Annotated in this window: 19 protein-coding genes and 1 tRNA gene; 9 read left to right on the forward strand and 11 right to left on the reverse strand. The window is 55.5% G+C overall.

The annotated features are described in order from the left end of the window. On the reverse strand, window positions 1–560 hold a 560-nt coding region (locus tag RT613_RS00105), incomplete at its 3' end, for an SIS domain-containing protein (RefSeq protein WP_313611995.1). 151 nt (window positions 561–711) lie between these two features. On the opposite strand from RT613_RS00105, the gene RT613_RS00110 reads away from it, so the two are divergent. After that, window positions 712–2,220 carry an outer membrane beta-barrel protein gene (locus RT613_RS00110; RefSeq protein ID WP_313611997.1) on the forward strand — a complete coding sequence of 503 codons (1,509 nt, stop codon included), beginning with the start codon at window positions 712–714 and terminating at the stop codon, window positions 2,218–2,220. 88 nt (window positions 2,221–2,308) lie between these two features. On the opposite strand, the gene galU is transcribed toward RT613_RS00110, so the two are convergent. Continuing rightward, window positions 2,309–3,196, reverse strand: coding sequence for a UTP--glucose-1-phosphate uridylyltransferase GalU (gene galU / locus RT613_RS00115; RefSeq protein WP_313611999.1), 888 nt, complete (start codon window positions 3,194–3,196; stop codon window positions 2,309–2,311). Between the two features lie 194 nt (window positions 3,197–3,390). Here galU and RT613_RS00120 point away from each other — a divergent pair, with 194 nt between their 5' ends. Then, on the forward strand, window positions 3,391–4,614 hold the full coding sequence (locus RT613_RS00120; RefSeq protein ID WP_313612001.1) for a lytic murein transglycosylase: 1,224 nt from the start codon (window positions 3,391–3,393) through the stop codon (window positions 4,612–4,614). A 66-nt stretch (window positions 4,615–4,680) separates the two neighbouring features. Continuing rightward, entirely contained in the window at window positions 4,681–5,904 is a 1,224-nt protein-coding gene (locus tag RT613_RS00125) for a DUF459 domain-containing protein (RefSeq protein ID WP_313612003.1), read from the forward strand. Window positions 5,905–6,181: 277 nt separating this feature from the next. Here RT613_RS00125 and RT613_RS00130 read toward each other — a convergent pair whose 3' ends face one another. From RT613_RS00130 to gltB, 3 genes are read right to left on the reverse strand one after another with little or no spacing between them, the layout of a single operon-like run. Continuing rightward, on the reverse strand, window positions 6,182–7,639 hold the full coding sequence (locus RT613_RS00130; protein WP_313612004.1) for a glutamate synthase subunit beta: 1,458 nt from the start codon (window positions 7,637–7,639) through the stop codon (window positions 6,182–6,184). Between the two features lie 14 nt (window positions 7,640–7,653). After that, on the reverse strand, window positions 7,654–7,812 hold the full coding sequence (locus RT613_RS00135) for a hypothetical protein (protein WP_313612006.1): 159 nt from the start codon (window positions 7,810–7,812) through the stop codon (window positions 7,654–7,656). 8 nt (window positions 7,813–7,820) lie between these two features. Continuing rightward, window positions 7,821–12,566: a glutamate synthase large subunit gene (gene gltB / locus RT613_RS00140; RefSeq protein ID WP_313612008.1), complete on the reverse strand. Its 4,746-nt coding sequence runs from the start codon at window positions 12,564–12,566 to the stop codon at window positions 7,821–7,823. Window positions 12,567–12,926: 360 nt separating this feature from the next. On the opposite strand from gltB, the gene RT613_RS00145 reads away from it, so the two are divergent. Next, window positions 12,927–13,982, forward strand: a complete 1,056-nt coding sequence (locus tag RT613_RS00145) for a low specificity L-threonine aldolase (RefSeq protein ID WP_313612010.1) — start codon at window positions 12,927–12,929, stop codon at window positions 13,980–13,982. A 35-nt stretch (window positions 13,983–14,017) separates the two neighbouring features. Here the strand turns inward: RT613_RS00145 and RT613_RS00150 are convergent, their stop codons facing one another. Next, window positions 14,018–14,878 (reverse strand): LysR family transcriptional regulator, encoded by an 861-nt coding sequence (locus tag RT613_RS00150; protein WP_313612011.1) that lies wholly within the window; start codon window positions 14,876–14,878, stop codon window positions 14,018–14,020. Between the two features lie 89 nt (window positions 14,879–14,967). Here RT613_RS00150 and RT613_RS00155 point away from each other — a divergent pair, with 89 nt between their 5' ends. Continuing rightward, window positions 14,968–15,972, forward strand: a complete 1,005-nt coding sequence (locus RT613_RS00155) for a bile acid:sodium symporter family protein (RefSeq protein WP_313612013.1) — start codon at window positions 14,968–14,970, stop codon at window positions 15,970–15,972. A 35-nt stretch (window positions 15,973–16,007) separates the two neighbouring features. Here the strand turns inward: RT613_RS00155 and RT613_RS00160 are convergent, their stop codons facing one another. Beyond that, the gene (locus RT613_RS00160) at window positions 16,008–16,490 is read right to left on the reverse strand and encodes an Hsp20 family protein (protein WP_313612014.1); all 483 of its coding nucleotides are present in this window, start codon (window positions 16,488–16,490) and stop codon (window positions 16,008–16,010) included. 375 nt (window positions 16,491–16,865) lie between these two features. On the opposite strand from RT613_RS00160, the gene RT613_RS00165 reads away from it, so the two are divergent. Then, a complete protein-coding gene (locus RT613_RS00165) occupies window positions 16,866–17,807 on the forward strand; it encodes an alpha/beta hydrolase (RefSeq protein WP_313612015.1) in 942 nt (313 codons plus the stop codon). A gap of 20 nt (window positions 17,808–17,827) precedes the next feature. Here the strand turns inward: RT613_RS00165 and hisN are convergent, their stop codons facing one another. Together hisN and RT613_RS00175 are read right to left on the reverse strand one after the other, a co-directional pair. Beyond that, window positions 17,828–18,604 (reverse strand): histidinol-phosphatase, encoded by a 777-nt coding sequence (hisN, locus tag RT613_RS00170; protein ID WP_313612016.1) that lies wholly within the window; start codon window positions 18,602–18,604, stop codon window positions 17,828–17,830. Window positions 18,605–19,012: 408 nt separating this feature from the next. Further along, window positions 19,013–19,897, reverse strand: a complete 885-nt coding sequence (locus RT613_RS00175; RefSeq protein ID WP_313612018.1) for an N-formylglutamate amidohydrolase — start codon at window positions 19,895–19,897, stop codon at window positions 19,013–19,015. A gap of 184 nt (window positions 19,898–20,081) precedes the next feature. Here RT613_RS00175 and cpdR point away from each other — a divergent pair, with 184 nt between their 5' ends. Together cpdR and RT613_RS00185 are read left to right on the forward strand one after the other, a co-directional pair. Beyond that, complete coding sequence (cpdR, locus tag RT613_RS00180; RefSeq protein WP_192488083.1) at window positions 20,082–20,444, forward strand: cell cycle two-component system response regulator CpdR; 363 nt, start codon at window positions 20,082–20,084, stop codon at window positions 20,442–20,444. An 82-nt stretch (window positions 20,445–20,526) separates the two neighbouring features. After that, a tRNA-Val gene (locus RT613_RS00185) sits at window positions 20,527–20,601 on the forward strand. A gap of 182 nt (window positions 20,602–20,783) precedes the next feature. Here the strand turns inward: RT613_RS00185 and RT613_RS00190 are convergent. Continuing rightward, complete coding sequence (locus RT613_RS00190; RefSeq protein ID WP_313612019.1) at window positions 20,784–21,188, reverse strand: acyl-CoA thioesterase; 405 nt, start codon at window positions 21,186–21,188, stop codon at window positions 20,784–20,786. Window positions 21,189–21,400: 212 nt separating this feature from the next. Between RT613_RS00190 and RT613_RS00195 the strand changes: the two genes are divergently transcribed. Next, window positions 21,401–21,586: a hypothetical protein gene (locus tag RT613_RS00195; protein WP_313612020.1), complete on the forward strand. Its 186-nt coding sequence runs from the start codon at window positions 21,401–21,403 to the stop codon at window positions 21,584–21,586. Window positions 21,587–21,599: 13 nt separating this feature from the next. Here RT613_RS00195 and RT613_RS00200 read toward each other — a convergent pair whose 3' ends face one another. Beyond that, complete coding sequence (locus tag RT613_RS00200; protein WP_313612022.1) at window positions 21,600–23,387, reverse strand: ABC transporter ATP-binding protein/permease; 1,788 nt, start codon at window positions 23,385–23,387, stop codon at window positions 21,600–21,602. Window positions 23,388–23,436: the final 49 nt, after the last annotated feature.

The raw sequence follows: 23,436 nt of genomic DNA on the forward strand, positions 1-23,436 counted from the left end.
CGAGCCTCAAGCAGCGCAACCGCAAGCGCGTCACCCAGCGCCAGTTGCATCAGCGTCGACGTGGTTGGCGCAAGACCGTGCGGGCAGGCCTCCTGCTCATTCGGCACCAGCAGCACTATGTCAGCGGCTTTGGCGAGAGATGAATTTTCCGAGCAGGTCAGCGCGATCAACGGAATGGAAAAACGTCGCGTATAATCAATGGTGCTGCGAAGCTCTGCGCTCTCGCCACCCTTGGAAATCGCCAGCACCACATCATTGCCAGCAATCATGCCAAGATCGCCGTGGTTGGCTTCGGCCGCATGCACGAAGAAAGCCGGCGTGCCGGTTGAGGCAAATGTTGCGGCCAGCTTGCTGCCGATATGCCCGCTTTTGCCAACGCCTGTGATGATCACACGCCCGTCAATCGAACCAATGGTCTCGATGGCAGCGTTAAAAGGCTCGGCAAGACCGTTTTGCAGCGCCAGTTCCAGTGCCTCCAGGCCCTTTCGCTCGATATTGATCGTGCGCAGAGCCGAGTCGATGGCGAGATTATCGGTGAGTTTCACAGATCTTTTAATCATGCCGGACTGTTACTCCTTTCGAAAAAAACTGTCCAGCATTCAAAGCCGCCTCCGTTGCCCATTATATAAGGGCTATCGGTAGCGGCTGAAACCAGATGTTAACCACATGGCTTTACCTTTGGGTAATATTTGGAATTTTGCCGGAAAAGCCATGCCGAAACCCACAGACAGCGCCGCCAGACGCCATAACGCGTGGCGCAATGCAGCCGCCGTGCTGGTGGCCTGCACGTGTCTGTATGAGCCGGCCATTGCCTTTGCCCAGAGCACCGCAACAACGCCCGTTCTGCAGCGCCGCACCGATAGTCGCGTTGCTACTGCCCTTCGTCAGAACCAGGCCGAGACGGAAGCCGTTGCTGGAACGGATGATGCCGCCACGACAGATCAGGACGGCGTGACCACGCAAACGGTAACGCCACCGGTGTTTAATGCCGGTGACGCAATCACCGATGAGCCGGATGAGGCAAGCTCACCCTACGAACAGCAGCTGAACCCGTACGAACCAACCATTGATGGTGGTGATGTTGATCCGAGCGCTGCCACAAATCTGACACCTGGTATTCGTCTGGGCACAATGGTTCTGCGCCCGACCATCAGCCAGACCCTCAACACCGAAAAGCAGAACTCGTCCGGCAACTCCGATCGTCGCAACTACATGACAACGGGCATTCGTGGCACGCTGAACAGCGACTGGTCGCGGCATTCGCTGACCGTCACGGGTGATGGTGCCTGGGAGCGCAATTTCGGTGGAGATAAAAGCGGCGAAGAGCCTCGCGCCTCCATCGATGCCGACCTGCAGCTTGATCTGGCAAAAGACACCACGGTCAACATTACAGGCGGCTATAATTTCAGCCGCGAAGACACTGACGATCCAAACGCATTGAATGATGCCTCGGTCCAATCGGGCGTGCATGAATTTTCCGGCGGCGTTGCCGTTGCCCGTGACCTCGGCCGTATCCGCGGACTGGCGGCCATCGAACTGCAGCGCAATGTCTATTCCGCCGCCAAGGCGGTTGATGGCAGCTCGATTGATCTGAGCGCCCGCGACCGGACAGGCGGCGATGTTCGCCTGCGCGCAGGATATGAGCTTTCCCCTGCTCTCATTCCGTTTCTTGAGGTCTCATCCGGGCTGACCCGTTACGACCAGAAATTTGATGATACCGGTTATCAGCGCTCGTCCAGAACCTACGGAGCCAAGATCGGCACTGAGCTTGATCTGGGTGAGAAGATGCGTGGTGAACTGGCCCTTGGTTATTTGCGCAAGAGTTATGACGATCAACGGCTGGATGCCATCAACGGCCTTAGCGTTGATGGTGATCTGTCATGGTCGCCGCAGCGCGGCACCGATGTCAGCCTCGGATTGCGGACAACGATTGAAGATTTCGCTGGCGGTTCACAAGGTGGCTGGGTTTCCCACCGCCTGACTGCCGGCCTGACACATCAGTTGCGCAACAATCTCGTTGCACGTCTGACCGGGCAGATTACCCGTCGCAACTTCCCATCGGGCGACACGCGGGATGTGACGGAATATTTCACTGCCGCAGGGCTGACATGGAGCCTCAACCGTTATCTCGATGTGACCGGCGATATCAGCTACCAGACCACACCTGTCTACGATACCGGCACATGGCGGATCGGCGCAGGCATCGCCTTCAAGCGATAACTGTCCTTCAAGCACCAATCTGCTTCAATTCAGGACATAAAAAATCCCGGCTCTCACCGGGATTTCTGTTTTCTGACTGTGCCGTTGCTTACTTAAGCTTGGCAACCAGCTGCTTCAATGGACCTTCGATGGACGGACGAATGTCGCCACGCTCCAGCGCGAATGCCAGGTTAGCCAGAATGAAGCCGTCCTTTGCGCCGCAGTCATAGGTGTCGCCCTGGAAATGGTAACCGAAGAAATCCTGGTTCTTGGCAAGCGTCAGCATGCCGTCGGTCAGCTGGATTTCATTGCCGGCACCACGTTCCTGCGTTTCCAGAATGTTGAAAACTTCCGGCTGCAGAATGTAACGACCGTTGATGTAGAAGTTGGACGGTGCAGTGCCCTTGGCTGGCTTTTCGACCATTTCGGTGATCTTGAAACCGTCACCTGCCTTGTCGCCAACGCCGACGATGCCGTATTTATGCGCCTGATCCGGGTCGCATTCCTGAACGGCGATCACGTTACCGCCGGTCTGGTTGTAGACGTCGACCATGCCCTTGAGGCAGCCCTTTTCGGAATGCATGATCATGTCAGGCAGAAGCACGGCAAATGGTTCGTCACCGACGATGTCACGTGCGCACCATACCGCATGGCCAAGACCGAGCGGTGCCTGCTGGCGCGTAAAGCTTGCGGTACCGGCCTTTGGAAGAAGATCTTCCAGCAGCGTCAGTTCAGCCTTCTTGTTGCGCTCGCGCAGCAGCTGTTCGAGTTCGAATTGAATGTCGAAATAGTCTTCAATAACGGCCTTACCGCGGCCGGTAACAAATACAAAATGTTCAATGCCAGCTTCAATGGCCTCATCGACCACGTACTGAATGACAGGCTTATCAACTACAGTAAGCATTTCTTTCGGAACTGCCTTTGTTGCTGGCAAGAAACGAGTTCCCATACCTGCGACCGGAAAAACGGCCTTCCGAATTTTTGTCTTTTCTACCACGCATCCCTCCTGAGAGACTAACTGGATAATATTCCCCGCGCAGCGTTATATTCCAAATCTTTTTAAGATTTGCAAAGGGTGACGCTACGAACGGTTAATGGTAAAGAATTTGTTGACATTAATTTGTTATCCCATCGTGAAGCCCGATGCGTATCTCGCCATCGAAATGAAATTCGAGAGACGAAAGACTGACGATGAAAAAGATGATCCTTTCAGATGTCCGTAAATTTGGCTGCATGGTTTTTGCAGGCTTGGCAATAACTTTGACACCAGTTTCCGCCAGCGCGGATGCTGGCTTTAGAAAATGGATCAACGACTTTTATACCACTGCTGCTAAAAGTGGTATTACAAAGGCAACGTATCAAAAGGCTTTTTCAGGCGTTTCTGAACCAGACCCGGAAGCGCTACGTAAAGCAAACTTCCAGCCGGAGTTCAGCAGCCAAATCTGGGATTATCTCGACTCGCGCGTCAATCCCTATACGGTTCGTATTGGTCGAGAAATGAAGGCGAAACACGCCTCGACCCTCAATGCCATTGAGCGCCACTTCAACGTCGACAAACATATTCTGCTCGCCATCTGGTCGATGGAATCGAATTACGGTGCGGTTCTCGAAAAACCGGAACGCCTGCACCACATTCCAACCACGCTGGCCACACTGGCCTATGCCGATCCGAAGCGCGCAAAATTCGCCAGAACGCAGCTGATTGCAGCGCTGAAAATTTTGCAGAACGGTGATGTTTCGCCGAAGAACCTCACCGGTTCATGGGCTGGTGCCATGGGTCACACGCAGTTCATTCCAACCAGCTACCTGCTTTATGCGGTTGACGCTGATGGAAACGGCAAGCGCGACATCTGGCACTCCATTCCCGATGCGCTGGCAACCGCTGCCAATCTTCTGGCCAAGAACGGCTGGCAGCCGGGCAAGACCTGGGGTTATGAAGCCGCTGTTCCGGCCGGTGCCGCGCGTTACGAAGGCCAGACCAAAACACTGGCTGAATGGGCAAAACTTGGTTTTGTCCGCCCGAATGGCAAAGCCTTCCCGCGTGGTTCTGACCGGGCACAGCTTGTCATGCAGGGCGGCAAGTCCGGCCCTGGCTTCCTGATGATGAAAAACTTCTTCACCATCAAGAAATACAATGCGTCCAACAGCTATGCCCTTGCCGTTGGCCTTCTGGCCGATGAGATCGCCGGTTACGGCGGCATGCAACAGCGTTGGCCGCGCCCAGATGGAACGCTCGACATTCGTGAAAAGTTCGAGTTGCAAACCCGCATGAAAGAGCTTGGCTATTATGATGGCGAGATCGATGGCAATTTTGGTTCCGGCTCAAAAGCTGCCATCAGCGCCATTCAACAGCGGCTGGGCATGAACAATGACGGCGAGCCATCGCAGCGGCTTCTGCGTGCGCTGAGAAACTGACAATCCTGGAGCAGGCTTCCGGTTATAGGCACGCCTGTGATAGGATTTGTCACGTGAGGATGCATAATGATCAAGCAGGCAAGAAATAGCAGGCCAGCCCGTGTTCGCGCAGGTGCGAGCGCTCTTTGTCTGCTTGTCATTTTGCCGCTTGTGCCAGCGCCTGTTCTGGCGCAGGAAACCGGCCGCCCTCGCACCTTGATGGACATGCTGTTTGGCGGACCGCGTGAACGGGAAATCCGCGATCGCCGCCGTATGCAGGATGAACAGCAGCGTGTAAGACGTCCGCCTCAGCGCGAACGGTCCGTTTCCCAGCCACGGGCACCACGCCGCACACCATCCGTTACCCAGATGCGCACCACGGCACCGCCAGCACCGGTTACCAAGCTCGAAAATGCCCGCCGTGTACTTGTGGTGGGTGACTTTCTGGCCAGCGGCATGGGTGACGAACTTGTCAAGACCTTTGCCACCTCACCGGCCATCGCCGTTGATGTCCGATCGAATGGTTCGTCAGGCCTTGTGCGCACTGATTATTACGACTGGCTGTCCAACCTGCCGAATTTCATTCAGGAGGTTAAACCGGCTGCCGTCGTCATCATGATCGGTTCCAACGACCGCCAGTTGATGATGATCGGTGATCTCAGGGAAAAATACGGCACCGACCTCTGGTTCAAGGAATATGAGCGGCGCATCGATGCCTTGGCAACGATTGTCTCACGGCAGAAAATACCGCTGTTGTGGGTCGGCCTTCCCGCGTTCCAGTCGCCGTCGCTGACCACCGATTTTGTTGGTTTCAATCGTCTGTATCGTAGCCACACCGAAAAACACGGCGGCGAGTTTGTTGATGTCTGGGATGGATTTGTCGATGAAGGCGGCAAGTTCATCATCACCGGTTATGACGTCAACGGGCAGCAGGCCCGCCTGCGTGAAGCCGATGGCATTGGCATGACGCAGGCGGGAAAACGCAAGCTCGCCTTTTATGTCGAAAAATTCCTGCGTCGCCACGTCGATACAGCAGCGCCAGAACAGGATTTGAACGCCGGCAATCTCCCGGCCCTCACCTCGCTGCCAGCGCTTGGCATTGACGCGGGGCAGGTCAGAACCCAACCGATCAGCCTGACGGACCCCGAGCTTGATGGTGGCAAGGTATTGTTGGGTGACAAACCACCTGCCGTGACCATCCGCGAAACACCGCGCGAATTGTTGATCAAACGGGGCGAGATGGCTGATGCACCTCAGGGACGTGTGGATGATTATCGCATGCCTGCAGCCGACACAGCATCCACCGAATAGTTGCTGAAATCGACGCCTTGGGCAGGCCATCGCAATACATTAAAGCTGCAACGATCCTCAGACGCCATGGTTCAGCTTCCGTAGAGCAGCAGTCGCTCTGCCAATATGATGGGATATGAGCAAACATAATGGCCCACAAAGGTGGCATCCACGAACAGCATATCAAGTCTGGTCAGCAGAACGCTAAAAACAAGCACTGTCACAGATATAGGATAATCCCCGCGTGATGCGGGGATCATTTATGAAAAAAGGCGACCAACTGGTCGCCTTTTGGTTATCAGCGCGGCAGAACCGTTGCGCCCATCAGTTCCTCGTCGATGGCGCGCGCCGCCTGACGGCCCTCACGGATTGCCCAGACAACAAGCGACTGACCACGACGCACGTCGCCGGCCGCCCACAGCTTGTCCACCGAGGTCTTGTAGTCGGTTTCATTGGCAACAACGTTTGTCGAGCCACGACGGTCCGTATTGAGCGTCAGCTTACCGTCCATTTCCTTCAAAACGCTGTCGGTGAACGGGCCAGAAAATCCGATCGCAATAAAGGCCAGGTCAGCCTTGATGATGAACTCCGTGCCGGCAATCGGCTTACGTCTGTCATCGACCTGGCAGCACTTCACCCCGGTCAGAACGCCATCTTCGTCGCCAACAAATTCAAGTGTTGCCACCTGGAATTCGCGGACAGCCCCCTCGGCCTGCGACGACGACGTGCGCATTTTTGTTGCCCAATAAGGCCATACGGCGAGCTTGTCTTCCTTTTCAGGCGGCATCGGGCGGATGTCGAGCTGCGTTACCTTCACAGCACCCTGACGGAACGCAGTACCGACGCAGTCAGACGCCGTGTCACCACCGCCAACAACAACGACATGTTTGCCGCCGGCCAGGATCGGATCAGAAGGCCAACCGACACTGTCGATGTTTTCACGGCCGACGCGACGGTTCTGCTGCACCAGATATGGCATGGCATCATAAACGCCGTGGAAATCCGTCCCGCCAATGCCGGCTGGACGTGGTGTTTCAGAACCACCGCAGTAGAGAACGGCATCGTGATCGGCGATCAATTTTTCAACGGTCAGGTCAACACCAATATTGACACCGTAATGGAAGGTAACGCCTTCACCCTTGATCTGCTCAACGCGGCGATCGATGAAGTTCTTCTCCATCTTGAAGTCAGGAATACCGTACCGCAGCAGACCACCTGCCTTGGACTCGCGCTCATAGACGTGAACCTCATGACCGGCACGGCCAAGCTGCTGGGCAGCGGCCAGACCGGAAGGACCGGAACCGATGATCGCAACCTTCTTGCCAGTGTGGATTGTTGCCGGCTTCGGCACAATGAAACCAAGCTCGTAGGCCTTGTCGGCAATTGCCTGCTCAACGGTCTTGATGGCAACCGGTGTGTCTTCAAGGTTCAGCGTGCACGCCTCCTCACAAGGCGCGGGACAGACGCGACCGGTGAATTCCGGGAAGTTGTTGGTGGAGTGAAGATTGCGGATCGCCTCTTCCCAACCGCCATTATACACCAGATCGTTCCAGTCTGGGATCTGGTTGTGCACGGGACAGCCTGTCGGCCCATGACAGTACGGAATGCCACAGTCCATGCAACGCGCAGCTTGCTTTTGTACTTCGGCATCCGACATCGGGATCGTAAATTCACGAAAATGGCGAATACGATCAGATGCAGGCTGATACTTGCCTACCTGACGGTCGATTTCCAGAAAGCCTGTAACCTTACCCACTTTATATCCTCACATCAAAGCAGGGTGCCTCTTGGGCCCCAATACCAGTAAGCGAAACCCATGCCCGCTCCCAGTATGATAAACTCAATCCTGATTTCACCACTTGCGAGATAGGTTGCCGCAGCTGCGGCAACCGCAATGATCAGCGAAATCAGCCGGTGTAGTACCTTCATGCGGCGGATTATTCCGCCGCGACGCCCATCCGCATCCGTTCCATGTCCTCAAGCGCACGCCGGTATTCAACCGGCATGACCTTGCGGAACTTCGGACGGAACTCTGTCCAGCGATCAAGGATATCCTTGGCGCGGGTGGAGTTGGTGTAATGGAAGTGATTGGAGATCAGCTGGTAAAGGCGCTCCTCATCGTGGCGCGTCATGTCCTCGGAAACGTCTACACGTCCCTTGTGCATGAGGTCGCCGCCGTGATGGTGCAGCTTTTCCAGCATGTCGTCTTCTTCCGGCACCGGCTCAAGCTCAACCATGGCCATGTTGCAGCGGGTCGCAAAGTCACCTTTTTCATCCAGCACGTAAGCAACACCGCCCGACATGCCGGCAGCAAAGTTGCGACCGGTCTCACCCAGCACGACAACGATACCACCTGTCATGTATTCGCAGCCATGGTCACCCACGCCTTCGACAACGGCAACCGCACCGGAGTTGCGAACGGCAAAACGTTCACCGGCCACGCCGCGGAAATAGCACTCGCCGGTGATCGCACCGTAAAGAACGGTGTTGCCGACGATGATGGAGTTTTCCGCAACGATGCGGGCATTTTCCGGCGGACGAACGATGATGCGTCCACCCGACAGGCCCTTGCCGACATAGTCGTTACCGTCACCAACCAGATCGAAGGTGATGCCACGTGCCAGGAATGCGCCGAAGGACTGACCCGCCGTACCCTTGAGGGTAACGTGGATGGTGTCGTCCTTGAGACCCTTGTGACCCCAGCGCTTGGCAAGCGCGCCCGACAGCATGGCGCCTGCAGAACGGTCAACGTTCTTGATCGGCACTTCAAAGACAACCGGCTCGCGGTTTTCCAGCGAAGGTGCAGACTTCTCAATCAGCTTGCGGTCGAGAATGTCGTCAATCGGGTGGTGCTGGCGCGACGTCCAGAATGTCTCTGCCTTCGGTGCATCGACCTTGTGGAAGATACGGCTGAAGTCAAGACCCTTGGCTTTCCAGTGTGCCAGCATCTCATCCTTCTCGAGCAATTCGGAAGCGCCGATGATCTCATCCAGCTTGGCAACGCCGAGCGAAGCGAGAATTTCGCGCACTTCTTCGGCCACGAAGAAGAAGTAGTTGATGACGTGCTCAGGCGTACCCTTGAAACGCTTGCGCAGCACCGGATCCTGCGTCGCAACGCCGACCGGGCAGGTGTTGAGATGGCATTTGCGCATCATGATGCACCCAGCGGCAATCAACGGTGCCGTCGCAAAACCGAATTCGTCAGCACCAAGCATCGCACCGATGATGACGTCACGGCCAGTCTTCAGGCCACCATCGACCTGCAGGGCGATGCGCGAACGAAGGCCGTTCAGCACCAGCGTCTGCTGGGTTTCGGCAAGGCCGATTTCCCATGGCGAACCGGCATGCTTGAGCGATGTCAGCGGCGATGCACCGGTACCACCGTCAAAACCGGAAACGGTAATATGGTCAGCACGCGCCTTGGCAACACCGGCAGCAACCGTACCAACGCCGACTTCTGACACCAGCTTGACGGAAACATCGGCTTCCGGGTTGACGTTCTTCAGGTCGTAGATCAGCTGTGCCAGATCTTCGATCGAATAGATGTCATGGTGTGGCGGCGGCGAAATCAGACCAACGCCTGGCGTGGAATGACGGGTCTTGGCAACCGTTGCATCTACCTTGTGACCAGGCAGCTGACCACCTTCACCGGGCTTGGCACCCTGTGCGACCTTGATCTGCAGCATGTCGGCATTGACGAGATATTCCGTCGTCACGCCAAAGCGGCCAGAGGCGATCTGCTTGATGGCAGAACGTTCCGGGTTCGGCTGGCCGTTGAGCAGCGGCGTGTAACGATCCGCCTCTTCACCACCTTCACCGGTGTTCGACTTACCGCCGATCTTGTTCATGGCAATGGCAAGTGTGGTATGTGCTTCACGGCTGATCGAGCCGAAGGACATCGCGCCTGTCGAGAAACGCTTGACGATTTCGACGGCAGGCTCAACCTCGTCAACCGAGATCGGCTTGCGGCCCAGCGCTTCGGCCGTCTTGACCTTGAACAGACCACGAATGGTGTTCATGCGCAGCGCCGTGTCATTCACCATCTCGGCAAATTCACGGTAACGGTCCTGGCTGTTGCCACGAACGGCGTGCTGCAGAGTTGCAACCGCATCCGGGCTCCAGGCATGGCTTTCACCACGCATACGGAAGGCATATTCACCGCCGATGTCGAGCGTGTTGGCGAGGATCGGGTCCTTGCCGAACGCCGCTGCGTGACGCGAAACGGTTTCCTGTGCAATTTCCGTAAGGCCAACACCTTCGATGGTGGTTGCCGTACCGAAGAAATATTGCTCGACAAATTCCGAGGACAGACCGATGGCGTCAAAGATCTGCGCGCCGCAATAGGACTGGTAAGTGGAAATGCCCATCTTGGACATGACCTTGAGAATGCCCTTACCAACCGCCTTGATGTAGCGATAAACCACTTCATCTTCCGACACTTCCTTCGGAAACGCGCCATGCTTGTGCATGTCGAGCAGCGTATCGAAAGCGAGATATGGATTGATGGCTTCTGCGCCGTAACCGGCCAGAAGGCAGAAGTGGTGGATTTCACGTGGCTCACCGGTCTCAACAACGAGACCCACCGAAGTACGCAGCCCCTTGCGGATCAGGTGATGGTGAACGGCAGCCGTTGCCAGAAGCGCCGGGATCGCAACACGGTCCGGTCCAAGCTGACGGTCGGACAGAACGATGATGTTGTAACCACCACGCACGGCAGATTCTGCACGCTCGCACAGGCGATCAAGCATCTCCGGCATGCCTTCGGCACCGCGCTCCACATCATAGGTGAAGTCGAGTGTCTTGGTGTCGAAACGATCTTCCGTGTGACCGATCGAGCGGATCTTTTCCAGATCGCCATTGGTCAGGATCGGTTGGCGCACTTCCAGGCGCTTGGCGCGGGCAGCGCCGGCGTGGTCGAGAATGTTCGGGCGCGGGCCGATGAAGGACACCAGGCTCATCACCAGCTCTTCGCGGATCGGGTCGATCGGCGGGTTGGTAACCTGCGCAAAGTTCTGCTTGAAATAGGTGTAAAGCAGCTTTGCCTTTTCCGACATGGCCGAGATCGGCGTATCGGTGCCCATGGAGCCGACTGCTTCCTGACCAGTTGTCGCCATGGGCGACATCAACAGCTTGGTGTCTTCAGTCGTGTAACCAAAGGCCTGCTGGCGATCGAGCAGCGACACGTCACGACGCAGCGCGCGTGGCTCAACCGGCTTCAAATCTTCAAGGATCAGCTGCGTGCGATCCAGCCATGTGCGGTAAGGATGCTTGGCGGCTAGCTCGTGCTTCACTTCCTCGTCGGAAATGATGCGACCCTTTTCCATGTCGATCAGTAGCATCTTGCCGGGCTGCAAACGCCACTTCTTGACGATGCGCTCTTCCGGAACCGGCAGTGTACCAGCTTCCGATGCCATGATGATACGGTCGTCATCGGTGACGAGATAACGGGCCGGACGCAAACCGTTACGGTCAAGCGTTGCACCGATCTGCTTGCCATCGGTAAAGGCAACGGCAGCCGGACCATCCCATGGCTCCATCAGGGCAGCGTGATATTCGTAAAATGCCTTGCGCTCCGGCGACATCGACTGGTTGCCAGCCCAGGCTTCGGGGATCAGCATCATCACGGCATGCGCCATGGAGTAACCACCGCGCACCAAGAATTCCAGCGCATTGTCAAAGCAAGCGGTGTCCGACTGGCCTTCATAGGAAATCGGCCACAGCTTGGAGATGTGCTCACCAAACAGTTCGGACGAAACCGAAGCCTGACGCGCTGCCATCCAGTTGACGTTGCCACGCAGCGTGTTGATTTCACCGTTATGTGCCACCATGCGATATGGGTGCGCCAGCTTCCAGGATGGGAAGGTGTTGGTCGAGAAGCGCTGGTGAACCAGCGCAACAGCCGATTCAAACCGCGGGTCGGATAGATCCTTGTAATAGGCGCCAACCTGATAGGCCAGGAACATTCCCTTGTAGACAATGGTCGAGGACGACAGTGACACCGGATAGAAATCCTGCGCTTCCTTGCCGCCGCGCTCATCATAGATGCGGTTGGAAATAACCTTACGGATCAGGAAAAGCTGGCGTTCAAACTCGGCATTGGTCGCGGCGTCGCGCCCTGCACCGATGAAAACCTGCACATGGTAAGGTTCGGTCGCAGCAATATCCGGCGCCTTGGACAGCGAGGAATTATCAACCGGCACGTCGCGGAAACCAAGGAACTGCTGCCCCTCTTCCCCGATAACATCGATGATCACCTGCTTGTAGTGCTCGATGCGTTCAGCATCGGATGGCATGAAGATGTGACCCACGGCATATTCGCCAGCCTTTGGCAGCGTAACGCCCTGCTTTGCCATCTCCTCACGGAAGAAACGGTCCGGGATCTGTACGAGAATGCCAGCACCATCGCCCATCAGCGGGTCGGCACCAACGGCACCACGGTGCGTCAGGTTTTCGAGAATGAACAGACCATCCTTGACGATCTGGTGAGACTTCTGCCCCTTCATATGCGCCACAAAGCCGACGCCGCAGGCATCATGCTCATTGCGAGGATCATAGAGACCCTGACGCTCGGGAATACCACGCACAAAGCTCTTCTGAGCGACGACGGACGCGGCCCCGGCCGCGGTGGGACAGTCTGTCGTCAGATTTGCGGCAGCAAATTCGCTTTCCGGCTTGTTGGTCATTTTGGTCCCTCCTGCAAAATATTGCATAACACGGCAGCAAAAGCCGGATTGACGAAATCCCTTTTGACTGGAACTTCACAAACCGGCTCATTCAATTTAGGACAGCAAGACTGTCTCAATTCTTGCTAATTTTGACAGAAAGCCCCGCCTTTCGCAAGTGCGTGCTAACAAAATATAAACATGAGTTTGGCAGTGAAATTACGACAACATGCGAGACCGAGAAATTTTCTTACGCCACACACCGCTTGTCCGTTGCTTTCATTGCCCGATTTGCCAACGCGGTTCTGACGCCATAAAAGATTCACACAGATCATTTCTTCTGGCCCCAATCCGCATCATCTCATCTGAAAGCGTAGACACATGTTTTTTGCTTCCGATAACTGGGCTGGCGCTCACCCCGCCATCAATGAACGCCTCATGAAAGAATCGACCCGCTTTGCGGCCGCTTACGGCACCAGCGAGCTCGACAAAGCCATTGAGCAAAAGTTCAACGAAATCTTCGAACGGGAAGTTGCCGTATTTTTTGTCGGCACCGGCACGGCCGCCAATTCTCTGGCGCTGGCCAGCGTCGCCCGTCCTGGAGGCATTGCCTTCTGTCATTCCGAAGCGCACGTCATTGAAGACGAATGTGGCGCGCCGGTCTATTTCTCCAACGCTTCGCGTTTGATGCCGGTTGCTGGCCCCAATGGCAAAATGCTGCCGGAAAACTTGAGCGCTGCCATTCGTCGTTTTCCGCCCGGCTCCATCCATCAGGGCCAGCCGATGGCCGTCACCGTGACCCAGGCAACCGAAGTCGGTACGGTCTATTCGCTCGATGAAATTGATGCGATTTCGGCAATTGCCAAACAGCATAACCTGCCGCTGCACATGGATGGCGCGCGTTTTGCCAATGCGCTGATGACACTTGGCACCAATCCGGCTGAGATGACCTGGAAACGCGGCGTTGATATTCTGTCGTTCGGCGCCACCAAAAATGGCTGCTGGTGTGCGGAAGCCATCGTTTATATGGACCCGAAAATGGCAAAGGATTTGCCATTCATGCGCAAACGTTCCGCGCAGCTGTTTTCGAAAACCCGCTTCATTGCCGCACAATTCGAGGCCTATTTCCATGACGGCCTTTGGCTGGCTCTGGCTGGCCACGCCAATGCGATGGCAAGCCGTCTGCGTGCCGGGGTCGAGACTTCCAACAGTGCCCGCCTCGCCTGGCCAACCCAGTCCAACGAACTCTTCGTGGTCTTGCAAAAGGAAACCGCCATTGCTGCAAAACAGCAGGGCGCGCATTTCTATGACTGGGTTGCACCGCATGACATGGCAGAGCCGCTACAGGAGAATGAAACGCTGGTTCGACTTGTTACCAGCTTTGCCACCAGCGAAGCCGACGTCGACAGCTTCCTGGCGATTTGCGGCGCCGCCTGATTATCCCAGGCTTCGATAAACATCACCCCATGCGCTTAGGCCGCATGGGGTGCGATCGCCACCTTTGCAACAACACGTGCGGCCAGCGCCTCGACCAATTCTGGTGACGCACCTTTTCTCGGCACCAGCACAAACTCCACATCTTCCAGCGCCGGCAAACTGCCCTGCGTGATTTCCCGCAAGGCGGCCGGCGTCATGCTGCGCGGCTGCACCAGCACGCCCATTCCAGCTTGCGCCGCCGCAACCAACCCACTCAAGCTGCCGCAGGTGCAGACAATGCGCCAAGCAATGCCGTTACGGTCCAACGCCTCTTGCGCGACCTTGCGGGTGATACTGGGTTGCGGGAACGCAATCAGCGGCACAACACCGTCATGAGCTTTCAAAATTTCCGGGTCACGTGCCAGCCACACCAGCGGTTCACGATAGAGGAACCGGCCAAGACGATCGCCGAGCCGACGCTTGGCCAAAACCACATCCAGGTCGCCATTATCCTGCATCTGATAGAGCACACCACTCAAGGCGACCGTCAATTCAAGGTCAACCAGCGGGTAAAGCCGGATGAAGTCCTCCAGAATGACGGTCAGGCGATTGGCGACAAAATCCTCGGAGACACCAAGCCGCAACCGTCCACGCAGTCGGTTCGCGGTAAAAAGCGACGACACCTTGCCATTGATATCCAGCATGGAGCGCGCATAACCAAGCAGCGCCTCGCCTTCTGCCGTCAATCGGACCTGATGGGTATTCCGCTCAATCAGTCTTTGACCGAGAAAGGTCTCAAGCCTTTGAATATGCTGGCTGACTGTTGATTGCCCAATGCCGAGCTGTTCGCCGGCCAGCGTGAAACTGCCGGTTTGTTCAAGAGTTACAAAACTTGTGAGATGATGAAGATTGAGCATTGTTATCACAGATCATAATAACTGTTAGTCTTTGCATCCTGCTTCACAATAAGCGATATGTAAACGGAATTTCCAAAGAGACAAAGACCATGAGCCGTTTTCTGCCCGACCGTTTCACCCTGATGCTGATCTGCACGGTCATTCTGGCAAGTGTGCTGCCGATCAGTGGTGAGCCAGCCGAATATTTTGGCCTGGCGACTAAGCTGGCTATTGCATTGCTGTTTTTCCTGCATGGCGCACGTTTGGCCCGTGATGTGGTGATTGCCGGCATCCTGCACTGGCGCCTGCATCTGGCCATCCTTCTGGTCACCTTCGGGCTTTTCCCGCTGATTGGCGTCTCACTCGGCTACATCCCTGAAAGCATTCTACCGGCACCGCTTTATATGGGCGTGCTGTTCCTTTGCGTTCTGCCCTCCACCGTGCAATCATCCATAGCCTTCACATCCATGGCTGGCGGCAATGTTCCCGCAGCAATCTGCTCAGCATCCGCCTCCAACATATTCGGCATGTTCTTGACGCCACTGCTGGTCGGATTGCTGTTTACGGTTGGCGGTCACGGCGGTGGATTTTCGCTTGATGCTTTCGGGCAGATTTTCCTGCAATTGCTTTTGCCCTTCATTGCAGGTCAGGCCCTGCAGCCATGGATCGGCGACTGGATCCGTTCGCGCAAGAAGCTGCTGGCACCTGTCGATCGCGGTTCAATCCTGATGGTTGTCTATCTCGCCTTCAGTGAGGCGGTCATCGAGGGCATCTGGCAGCAGTTTACCCTGCGCGACATCGGCGTCGTGGTTGCCATCAACATCGTTCTGCTGGCCGTGGTCCTGTGCGTCACAATGTTTGGCAGCCGTCTTCTCGGCTTCAACAAACAGGATGAGATCACCATCACTTTCTGCGGGTCGAAAAAGAGCCTGGCAAGCGGTGTGCCAATGGCAGGCGCAATTTTTGCAGGCCAGAGCATTGGCGCCATCGTGCTGCCAATCATGTTGTTCCACCAGATCCAGCTGATGGCCTGTGCGGTGATTGCCCAGCGTTACGCAAGAGCGGCAAAGGCAAAAGAACTGGAAACAGCCAATATAAAAACGGCCCTCACGTGAGGGCCGTCCATCATTCTTAATCCGACTGCTTGGCCTTAGTTGACCTGCGCTGGCGTAATCTGCGCCTCGATGGTCTTTGCACCTTCAGCAGCATCAGAGACAATCGCGATACGACGCGGTTTCATTGTTTCTGGAAGGTTACGCAGGAGGTCGATGTGGAGCAAACCGTTCTTCAAGGACGCAGACTGGACTTCCACATAATCGGCCAACTGGAAGCGGCGCTCAAAAGCGCGCTTGGCAATGCCACGATAGAGGAACTCACCTTCGTTCGCCTTGTCCTGCTCCGACTTTTCAGCCTTGATGGTCAGCACATGGGCACGCGCCTCAATGCTCAACTCGTCTTCATCAAAGCCGGCAACAGCCATCGTTATACGATAGGTGTTATCACCGGTCCGTTCGATGTTGTATGGCGGATAACTCTGCGCCTGTTCCGGCTGCCCGACATTATCAAGCAGGTTGAAAAGGCGGTCAAAACCGACAGTGGAGCGGTAGAGTGGCGAAAAATCCAAATGACGCATGGTGTCCTCCTTGAGAAGCGACTGTTTGCGGTTAAGGCTTTCATCCCGTATTGGCGATGAGGAAGCCGGGTCACGGCCCCGTTCTGGCGACCGTGCAGTTGAGATGGGAATGCCAAACCCACTCGTCAAGGGCAGGCCGAAAACTGAACTTCAAATGAACAGCCAGTTCCAAACCCGTTCATCTTCTGCCGGTTAGTAAACTGCCATCGGAGACAAACTCCGCTGACTGAAGAGTACAACGTCCCTTCTTCTTCAGTCCTGTTGGCCGGGACCGTGACTGCGCACAACCGACGGTTCCGGCATTTTTTTCTTTGACCTGCAAACGCACTCGACCTATCCCATTCTTATCCACCAAGGAATCGGCCGGAAAAGGTAATGGACGACGTTATTCTGCACGCCACCCCCGGCAATCCGCTGCCCGAGAACTTTACGGCCGGATACTTTACCGGACATCGCAACAAGAAACTGCGCTACGCTGTTTTCCGCAGCCCCCATTCCGTGGCCAAAGGTACGATCGTTCTTCTGCAGGGCAGAAATGAATGTATCGAGAAATACTACGAAACCATCATCAACCTGACTGCCATGGGTTTCTGGGTTGCAACATTCGATCTGCGCGGTCAGGGCGGCTCGGACCGGCTCGTGAAAAACCCGGAAGCTGGCCACGTTCAGCGGTTCAGGGATTATGAGCATGACGTATCGCTGTTCATGGAACAGATCGTTCTGCCGGATACGAGGTTGCCATTTTACCTGGTCGCGCATTCAACCGGCGCGCTGGTTGCCCTGTCCATGGCACCCAATCTCGCCAACCGTATCGAGCGCATGGCGCTGTGCTCACCCTTTATCCAGCTTGCTGGGCAAGCACTGCCCCGGCCGGCAGTTTTTGCCATTGCCGCAACGCTCAGCCTCATAGGCCTTGGCCGTATGCGATTGGGGAAGGATCAGCGGGAACGCAGCTTCATCGGCAATCCGCTGACCTCAGATGAAATCCGTTTTGCCCGCAATCTCGCACTCATGCAGACACGGCCAGAGCTCTTTATCGGCTCACCGACCGCCAGATGGCTTTATGAAACCCTGAAAACGGCAAGCCGCGTTACCAAGCAGGAACACCTCACCAATATTCATGTGCCGACCCTGCTGCTGGCACCGGTGCTGGACCCGATCACGCCCTTTGGCGCGCAGGAAGAACTGTCGCGCAATTTCCGTGCAGCGCAGCTTATTCCGGTCACCGGCGCGCGCCATGAACTGTTGCATGAGCGCGATATTTTCAGAAGTCAGGCGCTTGCCGCCATTGAGGCATTTTTCGCGCCCGAGGAATAAACGCTGAGGACGATCCGGCCTTAACGGCCGGACAGGATTTCCAGTGCCTGCGCGTGAACCGCCTTGCTGCCGGCTGCAATAATGCGTCCAGCCGCTTCCGGTCTGCCACCATCCCACGTGGTGATCACGCCGCCAGCCTGCTCGATGATTGGAATAAGCGCACCAACATCATAGGGCTTCAGCGAGCTTTCGACCACCAGATCGATATGGCCAGCAGCCAGCAATGCATAGGCGTAGCAATCAACGCCGTAGCGGAATAATCGCACCTTGTCCTGTACCTGCTTGTAACGCGGCGCTTCCTCAGCATCGAAAATATGCGGCGAGGTCGTGAACAGTGTCGCTGCGGAAATATCCTTGCAGTCGCGGGTCTTGATCTGGCGGCTGCCATCCGGTCCGCTGTACCAGGAAGCCTTGCCATCGGCAAAATAACGCTCGCCGGTAAATGGCTGATCCATGACGCCCATGACGGAGCGGCCATTGGTCTGCAGGCCAATCAGCGTGCCCCAGACAGGAACTCCTGATATGAACGCGCGAGTGCCATCGATCGGATCGATCACCCAGACATGTTCCCGGTCCAGACCGACGCTGCCATGCTCTTCCCCCAGAATGCCGTGGTCCGGATAGGTCTTGCCGATCAGCGCACGGATGGCCTGCTCTGCTGCCTGATCGCCCTCGGTCACCGGGTCATATCCACCGGCCTCCTTGTTTGCCACATCAATGCCGGTGCGAAACCGCGGCAAAGTCTCTGCTTTGGCAGCATCCGCGAGAGAAAAGAAAAAATCCCGGTCCGGCAGCATGGCATCTCCACTTGGCAAAACAAAAACTTCAGGCGTTGTAAAAGCACTGCTGCCAAAGAGGAACTGCTTTTGCAACTTTTTTGGGAAAAATCATGCGCCTGACCGTCATCATCGCGGATAGCGGTGACCAACCCCTGCAATGCTCTCAAGGCATGAGATTGGTGTGAGGTGCTGCATTTTACGCCAGCAATCACGCCACACTGCCCACGGCAAAGCAATGAGCACATTTATTAAGCAAAAATAAAATTGATTGACATTTGTGCATTCTGGCGTATGTTTCTTATACAGTCTTTGACTGTAAATACCCTCCTTGGGTGTTTCCTCCCTAGACTTAACCGCGCCACGAGCGCGGTTTTTTTTGCCCGCACGCAGGCAAACACCACGCAAACATCAGCAATAAATAGAGAATTATTCGGCGGCCAAAGCCAGGTCACTGCAATAGTCGGTCACGAATTCGCCCATCTGGCGCATGAACACCGACAAAACGGCAGACAGCGCTGCAAAGTCACTTCTTTTGAGAAGCGTCTTCTCATCGACATAGAGCGCGCGGTTGATTTCAATCTGCAAGGCATGCAGTGAACGCACGGGCCGCCCGTAATGCTCGGTGATGAAACCACCCGCATACGGCTTGTTGCAAACCGCAACGAACCCCAATTCCTCCAGGAAATGCAAGGCAGCGCGCGATATCTCAGGTGAAGCGCTTGTGCCGTAGCGATCACCGATAATCACATCCGGCCTGACATTGGAGCCAGTCACACGGATATTGCCCGGCATCGAATGGCAATCAATCAGCACCGCCATACCAAATTGCGAATGGGTGCGGGAAATAAGCCGACGCAAACAGGTATGATACGGTTTGTAGATGGCCTCTACGCGCTGCAAACCTTCTTCGACGGGAATACGGTGATTATAAATCTCCATATTCTCCGCCACGATCCGCGGCACGGTCCCCAAACCACCGGACACACGCATCGAACCGATATTGGCATAGGGCGGCAAAGGCCCCTCGAACATGCGCGGATCCAGCTCGTAAGGCTCCCGGTTGACATCGAGATAGGCGCGCGGAAAGTTGGCGATCAGGAATGGCGCACCCAATTCTGGTGCTGCAGCAAACAACTCATCGACGAAATGGTCTTCAGATCGCCTGATTTCTGACGAATCAAGGCGAGACAATTCGAGAAACGAAACAGGATAACAACGGCCACTATGGGGTGAATTGAAGACGAACGGGATTCTGTGCGTGTCCGGCTCGCGGACTTCGAACAGCTCATATTCACCCGTTATCCAGTCCATCCGATGATATTTACCATGTCACAAATATGCCGATGAACATATGTTGCCAGTTGCATGGCCACAAGTCCATACTGGCACCACCATTACCGGATTCCCTCAAACGCCATTCACGGGATATTTACCCGAGGAAGCTTATAATTGGGGTACGGTATTCTCAATTTTACAGGCAGTTACGGTCACCTAAATGAGTCAGAAAATTCTTCTCGCAGAAGACGACAACGATATGCGCCGCTTTCTGGTAAAAGCGCTTGAGAAAGCCGGTTACCAGGTTTCTTCTTTTGACAACGGCGCAAGCGCATATGACCGGCTTCGTGAAGAGCCTTTCTCGCTGCTGCTGACCGATATTGTCATGCCGGAAATGGACGGCATCGAGTTAGCGCGCCGCGCCACCGAACTCGACCCGGACCTCAAGGTCATGTTCATCACCGGCTTTGCAGCTGTCGCACTCAACGCCGATTCGAAGGCTCCGAAGGATGCAAAGGTACTTTCCAAGCCTTTCCACCTGCGTGACCTTGTGGATGAAGTCAACAAACTCCTTGTGGCGTAAGGCTTTCAAAAAACCTTTCACAAAACCGAAAAAAAGCAGTTGACGCATCAATCGGTTTTGTGGTCTATGCGCCTCATCGGATGGGCGTGTAGCTCAGCGGGAGAGCACTACGTTGACATCGTAGGGGTCACAGGTTCAATCCCTGTCACGCCCACCATCCAAATTCCTTAAATATCAAGGCCTTGCAGAACGCTGCGAGGCCTTTTTATTTAGTGCCCTTTGGGTTCATTGAACCTGGAAACACACCTTTCAACAGTCCCCAATACAGCGCCATTTCAATGCACATACACCCGCCACAAAATGCAGCGGGCGCCAGTTCGATTTCCTGTCACAATTTCATCAGGCCGAGGCTTCAGTCGCACGCGGTGGCACAGGGCGCGGATTGCCATCATCATCGACGGACACCATTACGAAAACCGCCTCAGTGACCTTCTCGCGCGAGTCCTGATAATGCCTGCGCGTCCAGGCCTCGATCTTGAGTGTGATGGAAGTACGACCCACCTTGACGATATCGGTGTAGACACAGAGCGTGTCACCAATCTTGACCGGCTTCTTGAAGACAATCTCATGAACCGCGACCGTCACGGTTCGCCCACCAGCCACATCATTGGCGCGAACAAAGGCAGCAAGGTCCATTTGCGACATCACCCAGCCACCGAAAATATCGCCGGCCGGATTGGCATCGGCCGGCATGGCAAGAGTGCGCAATGTCATTTCCATATTGTGAGGAGGATTACCGTCCATTGATGCATACCTTCATTCAAGAGCCTCCCGCCCCATGCTTAACAAAAGCAAAGTGCCGCCGCCAAGGGCCAGTTACCCCACAGCTGTGCAACCCTGTTATGCACGGAAACAGAATGCCCAAATTTTGGTATAATCCCCCCGGATTTCAGCATGCACCATAGACGGATCATTAACCATGATCAGCCAGTATCCGCTCACATATGAGGTGCTAAATGACGTACGACTGGACTGGCAATAACGTCATGCAAAAGCGTGACGACAGGTTTCTTGCAGCATGCATCGTTTCTGCATTGTTTTTAACCGCGATCAGCGTCGCTGCGCTTCTGGCGGAAACAGCGCCTCCGAAACATGACAATCCCTACATGCTGACCACCGACAAGTGGCAGTTGCGCCTGTAACCTTTACCGGCCTTTATTGGTTGTTTACCGCGTTCGGCAGCGCTTCCAGATGCACCACCGTCGGCGCGAATTTGCTCAGGAAGGTTTCGGAGCGTCCGAAATACACAACAGCGCTGTCTTTCAGTCCAAGCAGGGCATCAGCCAGCCGGTTCTGAGTGCTCGGCTCCAACCCCTCCAGAATATCGTCCAGAATAAGCCAGCGAGGCTGGAGCAGAATGGCATTCGCTACCCGCAGGCACATTTGGGTATCGGTATCGAGCTGCTTGTCCCAGCGGGCATTTTCATCCAGCCGCGACACCAGATCGTCCAGCCCGCACAAAGCCAAAACCTCGGCATATTCCTCGTCGTTGAACACAACAGGCGAATGTGGATATGACAGGATTTCGCGCAGTGGTGCGATTGGAATATAACCCCGCTGCGGCATCAACAGCGCCTCTTCAAGCGGCGGCACGACAATGCGCCCCTGCCCCCACATCCACAGCCCGCCCATCGCCGCAAACAGCAATCTGCGGTTCACGCCCTGATCACCATTGACCAGCAAGTGTTCACCTGCCTGCAGCTCGACAAATTCCTCTTTGAGACGAAAACCGCGCGTTACTTGCTTGGCTCCAGCTTCTGCACAGACCATCACATTGGACATGACAATCGACTTGGCGGCAGGGTCAATCTCGAAATCGATTGTCGCGCCCTGCTTTTCGACACTATCCATTTGCAGCAGGGCATGCCGGAACGCCGAAACACGCAGCAACGTCGCTTTCCAGCTGGCAATGGCGCCAAAATTATCGATGTACCAACGCAGGGCATTGTTGACCTGGTTGAACGCACCAACCGCCATCATCAATCCGCCAAAAGTCAGATTACCGGAGAAATAGACCGGTGCAGCAATCAGGATTGGCGCAACAATGGCAAGCCAGCCGTAGCCTGAGGATACCCAGGTCAGATGTGTCAAACCCATGGCAAGGCCACGAATAACCCTGAGCACCGAATTGATGTCCGCACCAATCCTGGCCCTTTCATTGCGCTCGCCACGCGCCAGCGTGATCGCCGTCATGTTCTCATTGGCACGCATCAGAGAAAAGCGCAGTTCTGCCTCTTTTGAATAACGCTCGGCATTCAACCCAACCAGACGGTGACCGACCAGATTGCTGAGAAGCGAAGCCGACCCGGCATAGAACATGGCGGCCCACACCATATAGCCCGGAATAGCAACCTGCGAGCCACCAATAGTGAGGTAGAACCCGGTCGACAGCCCCCACAAAACGCCGATGAAACTGAACAGCAGGATGGTGGAGTTAACCAGCCCAATGGCCAGACCTGTGGTGCTTTCGGCCAGATTGCGGGAATCTTCGTGCAGTCGCTGATCGGGGTTGATCGCAATGGCACCGAAGCCGGCAAGTTTCGCCGCACGTCCCGGTTTGAGCCACTGATTGACCATATCCTTGCTCAAGCCTTCGCGCATATAGAGCGCCGTTGTCTGGTTCAGCCAGGTCTGGAAAACATTCAGCGCCAGCAGGGTGCCGGCAATGATCATGAATATCTTGAGTTGGTGGACGAATTCCCCCATGTCGCGCCGCTCAAGCGAATTGTAAAACGGCGCATACCACTCATTCAGGCGGACCTGCCCGTAAGCGGTCACCAGAATGATGAACAGAAGCGCAAAGATCAGGGCCAGAAGTCTGTTTCGGACCGGCGAAATCCAGAACGCATTTCCCATCATTCTCAACTGGTCCATAAAACCAAGTTCAAAATTCAAAGGCGCTGCTGGATCAGGTTTCAAATCAACCTGGCGGGTATTTTCCATGCGGTTCGTCCAAACAGTAAAGCGCAGCAGCAGCCAAATCGTCGAGACT

The organism is Agrobacterium sp., from assembly GCF_032092815.1.
Taxonomy (GTDB): Bacteria; Pseudomonadota; Alphaproteobacteria; order Rhizobiales; family Rhizobiaceae; genus Agrobacterium.

Excerpts from the sequence above, each read along its gene's own strand:
- RT613_RS00125 (WP_313612003.1), top strand. The coding sequence starts at position 4,681 with ATGATCAAGCAGGCAAGAAATAGCAGGCCAGCCCGTGTTCGCGCAGGT.
- RT613_RS00200 (WP_313612022.1), bottom strand. The coding sequence starts at position 23,387 with ATGGAAAATACCCGCCAGGTTGATTTGAAACCTGATCCAGCAGCGCCT.
- gltB (WP_313612008.1), bottom strand. The coding sequence starts at position 12,566 with ATGACCAACAAGCCGGAAAGCGAATTTGCTGCCGCAAATCTGACGACA.
- RT613_RS00175 (WP_313612018.1), bottom strand. The coding sequence starts at position 19,897 with ATGGACTGGATAACGGGTGAATATGAGCTGTTCGAAGTCCGCGAGCCG.
- RT613_RS00195 (WP_313612020.1), top strand. The coding sequence starts at position 21,401 with ATGACGTACGACTGGACTGGCAATAACGTCATGCAAAAGCGTGACGAC.
- RT613_RS00145 (WP_313612010.1), top strand. The coding sequence starts at position 12,927 with ATGTTTTTTGCTTCCGATAACTGGGCTGGCGCTCACCCCGCCATCAAT.
- RT613_RS00165 (WP_313612015.1), top strand. The coding sequence starts at position 16,866 with ATGGACGACGTTATTCTGCACGCCACCCCCGGCAATCCGCTGCCCGAG.
- hisN (WP_313612016.1), bottom strand. The coding sequence starts at position 18,604 with ATGCTGCCGGACCGGGATTTTTTCTTTTCTCTCGCGGATGCTGCCAAA.
- RT613_RS00155 (WP_313612013.1), top strand. The coding sequence starts at position 14,968 with ATGAGCCGTTTTCTGCCCGACCGTTTCACCCTGATGCTGATCTGCACG.
- RT613_RS00120 (WP_313612001.1), top strand. The coding sequence starts at position 3,391 with ATGAAAAAGATGATCCTTTCAGATGTCCGTAAATTTGGCTGCATGGTT.
- cpdR (WP_192488083.1), top strand. The coding sequence starts at position 20,082 with ATGAGTCAGAAAATTCTTCTCGCAGAAGACGACAACGATATGCGCCGC.
- RT613_RS00135 (WP_313612006.1), bottom strand. The coding sequence starts at position 7,812 with ATGAAGGTACTACACCGGCTGATTTCGCTGATCATTGCGGTTGCCGCA.
- RT613_RS00110 (WP_313611997.1), top strand. The coding sequence starts at position 712 with ATGCCGAAACCCACAGACAGCGCCGCCAGACGCCATAACGCGTGGCGC.
- RT613_RS00190 (WP_313612019.1), bottom strand. The coding sequence starts at position 21,188 with ATGGACGGTAATCCTCCTCACAATATGGAAATGACATTGCGCACTCTT.
- RT613_RS00160 (WP_313612014.1), bottom strand. The coding sequence starts at position 16,490 with ATGCGTCATTTGGATTTTTCGCCACTCTACCGCTCCACTGTCGGTTTT.
- RT613_RS00150 (WP_313612011.1), bottom strand. The coding sequence starts at position 14,878 with ATGCTCAATCTTCATCATCTCACAAGTTTTGTAACTCTTGAACAAACC.